This is a genomic window from Kribbella sp. NPDC054772, assembly GCF_053611945.1.
In genome coordinates this window covers 108,782-118,456 of the sequence record NZ_JBSHBJ010000008.1, presented here as the reverse complement: position 1 = coordinate 118,456, position 9,675 = coordinate 108,782, and the positions used below count along the sequence as shown (strand labels likewise).

The 9,675-nt window shown below is 69.3% G+C and carries 9 protein-coding genes; 3 read left to right on the top strand and 6 right to left on the bottom strand.

Annotation, left to right across the window (positions count from 1 at the left end):
• The first annotated feature begins 155 nt into the window (after positions 1 to 155).
• Positions 156 to 1,016, top strand: coding sequence for a serine/threonine-protein kinase (locus ACWGID_RS15840; RefSeq protein ID WP_452197196.1), 861 nt, complete (start codon positions 156 to 158; stop codon positions 1,014 to 1,016).
• Here the strand turns inward: ACWGID_RS15840 and ACWGID_RS15835 are convergent.
• Together ACWGID_RS15835 and ACWGID_RS15830 are read right to left on the bottom strand one after the other, a co-directional pair.
• Positions 991 to 1,443 (bottom strand): GNAT family N-acetyltransferase, encoded by a 453-nt coding sequence (locus ACWGID_RS15835; RefSeq protein WP_452197195.1) that lies wholly within the window; start codon positions 1,441 to 1,443, stop codon positions 991 to 993. The two genes, ACWGID_RS15840 and ACWGID_RS15835, sit on opposite strands and share 26 nt — an antisense overlap.
• A gap of 10 nt (positions 1,444 to 1,453) precedes the next feature.
• On the bottom strand, positions 1,454 to 2,161 hold the full coding sequence (locus tag ACWGID_RS15830) for a siderophore-interacting protein (RefSeq protein ID WP_452197194.1): 708 nt from the start codon (positions 2,159 to 2,161) through the stop codon (positions 1,454 to 1,456).
• A gap of 90 nt (positions 2,162 to 2,251) precedes the next feature.
• Between ACWGID_RS15830 and ACWGID_RS15825 the strand changes: the two genes are divergently transcribed.
• Together ACWGID_RS15825 and ACWGID_RS15820 are read left to right on the top strand one after the other, a co-directional pair.
• Positions 2,252 to 4,831: a GNAT family N-acetyltransferase gene (locus tag ACWGID_RS15825; protein ID WP_452197193.1), complete on the top strand. Its 2,580-nt coding sequence runs from the start codon at positions 2,252 to 2,254 to the stop codon at positions 4,829 to 4,831.
• Positions 4,832 to 4,862: 31 nt separating this feature from the next.
• Positions 4,863 to 5,552, top strand: a complete 690-nt coding sequence (locus ACWGID_RS15820) for a Type 1 glutamine amidotransferase-like domain-containing protein (RefSeq protein WP_452197192.1) — start codon at positions 4,863 to 4,865, stop codon at positions 5,550 to 5,552.
• Here the strand turns inward: ACWGID_RS15820 and ACWGID_RS15815 are convergent.
• The 4 genes from ACWGID_RS15815 to treZ form a co-directional block, all read right to left on the bottom strand.
• Entirely contained in the window at positions 5,542 to 6,360 is an 819-nt protein-coding gene (locus ACWGID_RS15815) for an SAM-dependent methyltransferase (RefSeq protein ID WP_452197191.1), read from the bottom strand. The two genes, ACWGID_RS15820 and ACWGID_RS15815, sit on opposite strands and share 11 nt — an antisense overlap.
• 89 nt (positions 6,361 to 6,449) lie before the next feature.
• Positions 6,450 to 7,412: an AAA family ATPase gene (locus ACWGID_RS15810; RefSeq protein ID WP_452197190.1), complete on the bottom strand. Its 963-nt coding sequence runs from the start codon at positions 7,410 to 7,412 to the stop codon at positions 6,450 to 6,452.
• A gap of 179 nt (positions 7,413 to 7,591) precedes the next feature.
• Positions 7,592 to 7,786, bottom strand: a complete 195-nt coding sequence (locus ACWGID_RS15805; protein WP_452197189.1) for a hypothetical protein — start codon at positions 7,784 to 7,786, stop codon at positions 7,592 to 7,594.
• Between the two features lie 158 nt (positions 7,787 to 7,944).
• A complete protein-coding gene (gene treZ / locus ACWGID_RS15800) occupies positions 7,945 to 9,672 on the bottom strand; it encodes a malto-oligosyltrehalose trehalohydrolase (protein WP_452197188.1) in 1,728 nt (575 codons plus the stop codon).
• Positions 9,673 to 9,675: the final 3 nt, after the last annotated feature.

The window sequence follows — 9,675 nt, the reverse complement described above, 5'->3', positions numbered from 1 at the left end:
CACCGACGTCCCTCTGCCCCCGGCCGGCCCCGTGCGTCGCCGGGGGCGGGGGTGTGTGTGGGTGCGTCGGGCGGGGGGCGGGTGGCGGGGGGGGGGGGGGGCGGGGGCCCCCCCCCCCCCCCCCACGGCAGCACACGCTCGCCCTAGGAGGATGCATGGAGCAGTTGTTGGACCCGGACGACGGCTTGGCGATCTGGGACTTCGAGGAAGGTTCCGAGCTGCCTGGCCGGAACCTCGCCATCGAACGCCTCGGCGTCGGGACGAGGTGTGAGACCTGGCTCGTCTGGAACCCGGAGCTCTGGAGCCCAGCAGTACTGAAGCTCGCTCGCCCGCATCAGATCCGCCACCCGCGCGCGGTCCGCACGCTGCGCCGGGAAACCGCTGCACTGACGAGCAATCCACACCCCGCACTGCCACGCCTGCTGGCCGACGGCACCACCGCACCCGTGCCGCACATCGTGATGGAGTACGTCGACGGTCCGGCGCTCGACGAGGAACTCGAGGAAACCGGCGCACTCACCGTGGCGGAGGCCGCCGTACTGGGCTCCCAACTGCTCCCGGCTGTCGCCTCATTGCATCAACGGGGACTCGCGCACCTCGACCTCAAGCCGGAGAACGTCGTACTCCGCGACGCCCGTCCGATCCTGATCGACTTCGGAACCGCGCGGCGCATCGGCGCCACCCAACGGAAAGGGCATCCGGTCGGTACGGCGGGCTACGCCGCGCCGGAGCAGGAGGCGTGCGAACCGGTCTCGGCCGCGATGGATCTCTTCGGACTCGGCATGATCCTCGCCGAGGCGGTGACCGGCGTCCCGCTCGCGGAGGGAGTCGAGATTCCGGCGTCCCCCTTGCTCCCCGTCATCGAGCAGCTGCTGGCCGAGCAACCGGAGAAACGGGGCACGACGGCAGACGTCCTGGTCGCGCTCGCAGACGCTGCCGGCGAACTCCGGCCCTGGCCGGACTGGCTGGATCGCCACGCCGGCACGGCCGTCAGCGCCGGCGCTGGAAGTGAGTGACGTCGACTCCGGGGGCGATCGTGGTGTGTGAGACCTCGGCGTAGCCGCGGGACTTGTAGAGAGCGGTGGCCGGGGTGTTGACCGCGCCGGTGGAGACCAGGCTGACCGGTCGCGGTTCGATGCGGTCGAGCTCGTCGAGGAGCGCGCGCCCGTGACCGCGGCGGCCGTGCGCGGGGTCGACGATCAGGCGGGAGATCTCGACGGTGCGGTCGTCCGGGAACTCGTACGCGACCGCGCCGACGAGCAGCGTTCCGTCGTACCGGCCGAGCCAGTGTTCGCTGCTCGACATCAGGCCGTCAAGGTTTTCCTGGAGCGGCGGGATGCCGTCGAAACCGATCAGTTCGGCCTCCACGGCGTACGCGGCGTGCTGGATCGCGAGCAGCCGCTCGGCGAGCGCGCGGTCGGTGACGTCGAGCGAGGTGATCACGGCCGCCAGATTACGCGGCCTTCCAGTACCCGAGGGACTTCACGCGATGCTTCGGGACGGCGAGATCCTTCAGCACGTACGCCGTGAGCGCGCGCGTGGTCGCGGTGTCACAGGCGATCCAGACGAAACTGTCGGGGCCGATGAGCTCGCGGAGCCCGGCCTTCGCGGTCGCGACCATCTCCGGCCGCGGGATCGTGCGCAGCTCGTGATGCTCCGGGTCGATCCGGAACGGCAGGTCCTGATCGCCGTCGTGCGTGGTCTCGAACCAGATCGTGGCCGGCAACTTCGGCGCGACGGCCAGCAGCGAGTTGATCGCCGGCAGCGAGGCCGGATCGCCGATCACCAGCATCCGCGGCGGCAGCGGATCGGGTACGTCGAACCCGGTGCCCTGCACCGTCGCCTCGATCGTGTCGCCCGGCTGAGCCTTGCGGGACCAGTCGCTCGCGCAGCCGTCGTGTAGCGCGAACTCCAGACTGAACGTCCCGGCCGTGGCGTCGGGATCGACCAGCGTGTACGCGCGCTGGTGCGGCTTGCCGGCGTTGTCGAACCACAGCCGCACCCACATCGTCGGGTGCACCCCGATCGCCTCGAGCAGGCCGCCGTCGGTGAAGTGCACCCGGCGGTAGCGCTCCGTGACCTGCTCGGCACCGGTCACGGTGAAGGCGAAATCCTTCGCCCGGAACAACTTGAGGACGACGCCTTCCCAGCCATGCCTCACGATGGACCTCCAGCGAGAATTGCTCTTGCGTGGGCGGATTGCTGCTGCGTAAGTTAGCGCAGCCTAACCTAATTTAAACGAGGAGTCGTAGTGAACGCGAGGGTGTTCCGGGACACGTACGGCGTACCGCACCTGGAGGCCGGGGATCCGCTCGCGCTGGTGTACCTGCAGGGCGTGAACGCCGCGCGGGACCGGGCCTGGCAGATCGAGTTGGAGCGCCGCCGGTACCTCGGGACGAGCGCCGCCTTCCTCGGGACCGAGGCCGCGGCGTGGGACGTCTTCGCGCGCCAGGCCCGTTTGGCGGACACGGCTCGGCGGTGCTTCGAGGCGCTCGACGGCGACACGCGCGAGTGGGTGACGGCGTACGTCGAGGGTGTGAATCACGGGCTGCCGGGTGGGGCGGCTCGGGCGCCGGAGTTCGCGCAGACCGGGCTGACGCCGGAGGAGTGGGAGCCGTGGGCGCCGCTCGGGATCTGGCTGGCGGTGCACGTGCTGTTCGCCGGGTTCCCGGGCAAGCTATGGCGGACGCATGTCGCGGAACACCTCGGGGACGAGGCGCTCGAGCTCTTCACGTCCGAGGGTCCACATGGTGCCGGGAGCAACGGGTGGATGATCCCGGGGTCGCACACCGCGACGGGGCAGCCGATCGTCGCCGGCGACCCGCACCGCTACGTCGAGAGCCCCGGCGTTTATCAGCAGATCCGGCTCACGTGTCCCGAGTACGACGTGCTTGGTCTGGCGGTCCCTGGCGTCCCCGGCCTCGCGCATTTCGGGCACACCGGAACTGTCGCGTGGTCGATCACGAACGCGATGGCCGACTATCAGGATCTTTACGCGGAACAGCTGCGGCGTACTGCGGACGGCGTCACGGCGCTCGGCCCGGACGGCTGGAAGCCGGCCACCCATCACACCGAGGTGGTGGAAGTGGCCGACGCCGACCCGATCACGGTCGAGGTGATCGAGACCGATCGGGGTCCGGTGATCATGCAGACCACCTCCGGGGCGATCTCGCTGCGCTACCCGCCGCGAGTGACCGGCCGGCTGGGGTTTCAGGCGCTCGGGAACTTGCTGCGGGCAACCACTGTGGCCGATGTCGACGCGGCGTTCGACGACTGGGTCGAGCCGGTGAATGTCGTGCTGGCTGCGGATACCGAGGGTGGACTGCTGCATCGGACCGCGGGGGTCGTTCCGCGTCGGGAGCGGGAGAACATGCTGCGCGTGGTGCCCGCGTGGGATCCGAAGTACCAATGGGATGGTTGGCACGAGATGCCGCGGACGGAGGTCGACGGTCCTGCGGTGATGGCCAATGCTCGCGAACTCGCCGCGCCGTTGGGTGTCGAGTTCGCAGCGCCGCACCGTTCCAGCCGGATCCGCGAACTCGTGAACGCTCGGGACGACTGGGCGGTCGACGAGATGCCGGCCATCCACACCGACACGTACCTCGGTTCGGCCGGCTCCATCCTCGACCTCCTCGACCTTGCCGACCTGTCCCCTGCGGCCGTTGCCCTCCGCACCGAGTTGCTCGCCTGGGACCGGCGCATGGACGCCACGAGCACGACGGCCTCGTCGTACGCCGCTCTTCGCAAGGCGCTCGTGTCGCGGCTCACCGACCACTTCACGAACCTCGAGAACGCCGAGGTCGCGGAGATCTTCGCGCCGTGGATGGACCCGCTGACGCATGTCTCCTTCGCGCTGGAGAACCTGCTGTCCATCGACCTTCTCCCGGACATCAACGTGCGTTGGCTCGCCCGGGAGGCACTCGAGGAGGTCGCCGCCCGGAAGCCGCGCCCGCCGTGGGGTGAGACCCATCAGCTCGCTCCGTTGCATGCGCTGCGGGGTCCGGTGTTCGCGCCGGGCGAGGAGCCGTACGACCTCGGGCTGTCCGGCGATCACCATTGCGTGATGTCCACCTCTAGCCTCCCGGGGCTGACCGACGTGTGTGTCCGCGCGTCCGCGGCCCGCTATGCGTGGGATCTCGCCGACCGCTCGGCCAGTCGGTGGGTGGTGCCGCTCGGCGCATCCGGCGTACTCGGCGACCCGCATCACCACGATCAGCTTCCGCACTGGTTGCGCGGGGCGCTGGTCCCGGTGAGCGGCGAGACGGTACGCGAGGACCGGACGTACAAGGTCACCGTCGACGACTTCGGTGCGGTCGAGATCGCGGAGGCTGACCCGGAGCGTGACCTCGACCTGATCTTCGAGTGGGTGACGGCCGAGCGGGCTTTGTTCTGGGGTCTGCAGGAGTTGTCGCGGGCGGAGGTCGCTGCGACGTACCGGTTCCTGGATTCGGTGCCGACGCATCACGTGTACGTCGTTCGGCTGGACGGGGTGCCGGTTGCGTTGCTGCAGACGTACGATCCGCAGGCGGATCCCGCGGGGGCGGCGTACGAGATCCAGGCCGGGGACATCGGGGTGCATCTGCTGATCGCGCCCGGGGAGGCGCGTTCGGGGTTCACCGGGCATCTGGTGGAGGTGCTCGCGCGGTTTGTGTTCGAGCACCTCGGAAACCCCCGGATCGTGGTCGAGCCCGACGTACGGAACACGCGCGCGATCGAGCGCTTCCGCCGCAGCGGCTTCACCCTCGGTCCCAAGGCAACAATCACCCAGCCAAACGGAAACTCGAAGACCGCGCAGTTCGCTTTCCGCACCTGGGAGGGCTTTCAGGGATAGCGTGGCCCGCAACGATCATGGGAGGCCTGCCGTGAAGTACCTTCTCACCTCTTCGGGCGTCAGAAATCCGAGCATCCACAGCGCGCTCGTCGCCCTGCTCGACAAACCGATCGAGGAGTGTACGGCGCTCTGCATCCCCACCGCCGCGTACTACTTCCCCGAGGGCCCGGGCATCGCCTACCGCCTGATCAGCGGGACCGGTGGCGGTCCGATGGTCGGTCTGGGCTGGAAGTCCGTGGGGGTTCTCGAACTCACCGCGCTCCCCGGACTCCCCAAGGAGAACTGGGTTCCGCAGCTCCAGGAGACCGACGTGCTGCTGGTCGGCGGCGGCGACCCGATGTACCTGTGCCACTGGATGCGCGAGTCCGGCTTCGCAGACCTGCTGCCCACGCTACCCAGCGAGATGGTGTACGTCGGAGTGAGCGCCGGCAGCATGGCGGTCACCGCAAGCTTCGGCGAGAACTACAACGACCGGCCGGTGCCGACCTCCGGCAGCGAGACCCCGCTCGGCCTGATCGACATCGCGCTGTACCCGCACCTGGACCACCCCAACATGGAGGACACCTGGGTCGCCAACGTGGCGACGTGGGCCGAAGGCGTCCCGGTCCCGGCGTACGGGGTCGACGACGCCACCGCGATCACGGTGGCCGACGGAAAGCTCGAGGTCGTCTCCGAAGGCCACTGGGAACTGTTCGAGCCCGGCGGCGCGCTCAGTTCTTGACGGCGAGGACCGCGGTGATCAGCCGCTGGTAGTCGGTGAGGTCGTCCGGGGCGTCGTCGTTGCGCCACTCCACCGCGGGGACCAGGCCGGGCTCGAGGACGGTGAAGCCGTCGCCGAACAGCGCCAGGATCTGCTCGTCGGTGCGCCAGCGGCCGCGGCCCAGGGAACCCTGCAGGACCTGCTCGAGGTCCTGGCTGCGGGGGTCGTTCTCGCTGCGGAAGTGGCTGATGAAGACGTGGCTGCCGGGCGCGATCCGGTCGTACCAGAAGCGCACGATCGAGGCCGGGTCCTCATCGTCGTTGACGTGGTGCAGCACGGCGCTGAAGATCACGCCGACCGGCTGCGAGAAGTCGATCAGCCGGATGGTGTCCGCGTGCTCGACGATCGCCTTCGGCTCCCGCAGGTCGGCCTGGATCACCGTGGTGTTGTCGTTCTCGGCGAGCAGCGCGCGGCCGTGGGCGAGCACGATCGGGTCGTTGTCGACGTACACGACCTTCGCGTCCGGCGCGTATCGCTGGGTGACCTGGTGCACGTTGTCGGCCGTCGGCAGGCCGCTGCCGAGGTCGATGAACTGCCGGACCGGTGTGTTCGTGACGATCTCGCGGACCGCGCGGATCAGCGCACCGCGGTTGTCGTGGGCGATCACCGGCGAGCCAGGAAGCTCGTTGATGAACCGGTCACCGAAGGTGCGGTCGACGGCGAAGTTGTCCTTGCCTCCGAGCAGGTAGTCGTACGTCCGCGCGATACTCGGCTTGCTGGTGTCGAAGTACGGCGTGTTCGACGTCTCCTGCTTGTCTGCGTCGGCCATCGAGCGGATCCTTCCTGTCGAGACAAGCGTCACTCTATGCGAGCCGGAGACTACCTCGCTCCCGGCCCCGGCCCGTCCTGTCCCGATGATCAGCTCGCGGTCGAACCGGCCGTCGGCGCCGCCACCGCGGCCAGCACCTCGTCGACGACAGAGGACGGCGGCCGCTGACTCAGCTCCGCGTCCGGTGTCAGCACCAGCCGGTGGGCGAGGACCGGGTGGGCGACCTGCTTGACGTCGTCCGGGGTGGTGAAAGCCCGGCCGTCGGTCGCCGCGAACGCGCGGGCCGCCCGGACCAGGGCGATGCTGCCCCGCGGGCTGGCGCCGTACCGGACCGCGGTGTGCTCCCGCGTCGCGGCGGCGAGCTTCACGGCGTACGAGCTGATCGCCGGGTCCACGTGTACCGACCGGACGGCGGCGATCGCGTTCCGCAGCGCCGGCACGTCGATCACCGGGCTCAGCGAGTCCGGGCCGACGCGGCCGGTGTCACCAAGCACGATCCGGACCTCGGCGTCGTGGTCCGGATACCCGATCTCGATCCGCATCAGGAACCGGTCGAGCTGGGCCTCGGGCAACCGGTAGGTGCCCTCCATCTCGATCGGGTTCTGGGTGCCGATGACCAGGAACGGGTCCGGTACGGCGCGGGTGTTCGAGTCGACCGTGACGCGGCGCTCGGCCATCACCTCGAGCAGCGCCGACTGCGTCTTCGGCGTACCGCGGTTGATCTCGTCGGCGACCACCACGTTGGCGAAGATCCCGCCCGGGTGGAACTCGAACGACTCGGTGCCCTGGTGATAGACCGTCACGCCGGTGATGTCACCGGGCAGCAGGTCCGGGGTGAACTGGATCCGGTTCCAGCCGGCGTCGATGCTGCGCGCGATGCACCGCGCGAGCGTGGTCTTGCCGAGCCCCGGGACGTCCTCGATCAGCAGGTGGCCCTCGGCGAACAGCGCGGTCAGCGCCAGCCGGATCACCTCGGGCTTGCCGTGGATCACCGTCGCCAGGTTGTCCGCCACCAGCCGGTACGCCTCGCCGGGCGGAATCGTCGCGCTCACTCAGTTCTCCCCAGGTCTACGCCGGACTGCACTGAGCGAGAGTACTCAGTCGTGGTCCATCCGGTGGGGAATCCACAGCGCAAAGCCGCCAGCTCAGGGGATGCCCCCTGAGCTGGCGGCTTGTGCGCGCGCCGGCGGTGGCCTGGTCTGGCGGGCCCTGCCACCGGTGTGTCGTCAGGTCAGCGCGTGGTCCGGTGTGGCGTGGTCGCGGCCGCGGACGGGCGGCGCTCATGGTTCGTGTCGTGCACCGCGTGGTCCGCGGCGCGTGGGGCCGGGCAGACCGGGCCGCGGCGGATCGGCCCGCCACCCAGCCTCCGACTCTTCCACTGCTTTTCTTCGTAGTCGTAGTAAGTGTCGACGCCTCCGACTGTCATTCGACCCTCCCGTCGATCCCCCCGGTCCCCTGCTGGCTCAACAACGGTCGTCCACGACAACCCCCGCAGACAAGCAATTCCGGAAATCACCACGGATCAACAGGGTTCAACGCCAAGTTCTGTTGGTTTGGTCCACAAATGTGCCGTCTTGGAAATTCTCAGACGGAAACGATCGCGACACCGTGACCGGGCAACCGCACACCGTCGACCGTCACCTCGGCGGTGCCGAACGCCATCACCAGGTACTCCGGGTCCTCGGCGACCGGCACCACGGCGGGCTCGGCCGCCAGATTCGCGACCACGCGCAGGCTGCCGCGCGCCACCACCAGCCAGCGCCCGGCCGGATCGTAGGAGATCCCGACGGATTCCAGCCGGTCGTCGCGCAGCTCCGGCATCCGGGCGCGGAAGGTGAGCAGGTGCCGGTACCAACCCAGCAGCTCGTGGTGCGGCGCGTCGTCCAGCTCGGACCAGTCCAGCACCGAGCTGCGCCAGGTCTCCGGGTCCTGCGGGTCCGGAATCTCGTCAGCGTCCCACCCGAACTCCGCGAACTCCCGCCGCCGCCCGGTCCGCACCGCGTCCGCCAGCGCCGGCTCGTCGAAGTCGGTGAAGAACCGCCACGGTGTCGAGGCGCCCCATTCCTCACCCATGAACAACATCGGCGTGTACGGCGAGGTGAGCACCAGCGCCGCGCCGATCGCGAGCTGGCCGGGTGTCAGCGCCGGCCGGTCGCCAAGCGCGCGGTTGCCGATCTGGTCGTGGTTCGACGTGTAGGCGAGGAACTCACCACCCCGGTGCTTGCGCGGGTCGACCGGTCGTCCCCAGTCCTTGCCGCGGAAGGTCGAGTACGTCCCGTCGTGCAGGAACACCCGGGTCAGCGTCTTCGCGAAGACGGCCGGGTCGCCGAAGTCCACGTAGTACCCGAACCGTTCGCCGGTCAGGAGTGAGTGCAGCGCGTGGTGGAAGTCGTCGCTCCACTGCGCCGTCATCCCCATCCCGCCCGCGGACACCGGCTCCACGGTGCGCGGGTCGTTCAGGTCGGACTCGGCGACCAGCCCCAGCGGCCGGCCGAGCTCTCGCGACAGCGCCGCGGTCTCGGTCGAGAGCTGCTGGAGGAGATGCGTCGGGCTGTCGTCGACCAGTGCGTGCACGGCGTCCAGTCGCAGTACGTCGATGTGGAAGTCGCGGAACCAGCGCAGTGCGTTGTCGCAGATCCACCGACGTACCTCGGTGCTGCCCGTGTCGTCGAGGTTGACCGCCGGACCCCACGGGGTCGAGTGCCGGTCGGTGAAGTACGGACCGAAGCTCGCGAGGTAGTTGCCGCTCGGACCGAGGTGGTTGTAGACCACGTCGAGACAAACGGCCAGTCCGGCATCGTGACACCGGTCGACGAACCGCTGCAGTGCTTCCGGACCGCCGTACGGGTGATGGACGGCGTAGAGGTCCACACCGTCGTACCCCCAGCCGTGTACGCCGGGAAACGCGGCGACCGGGAGGAGGGAGACCACCTCCACGCCCAGCACCGCCAAGTAGTCCAAGTGCTCCGCGGCGGCGTCCAGCGTTCCTTCGAGCGTGAACGTGCCCAGATGCAGCTCGTAGAACACCGAGCCGTGGACGTCGCGACCGGTCCAGCTGTCGTCACTCCATTCGAAGCGGTCCGCCTCGAAGACCCGGCTGAACCCGTGTACACCGTCGGGCTGCCACGGGCTGCGTGGGTCGGGCAGCGGGTCGCCGCCGTCGACTGAGTACGCGTAGTCGGTGCCGTGGTGCGCCTCGACCACCTCGCGCTCCCACCAGCCGTCGTCGGCCCAGCGCATCGGCAGCACGCCGTCGCGCAGGACCAGGTCGACGTTGGTTGCCTTGGGCACCCAGACGCGGAAGGTGTGCACGAG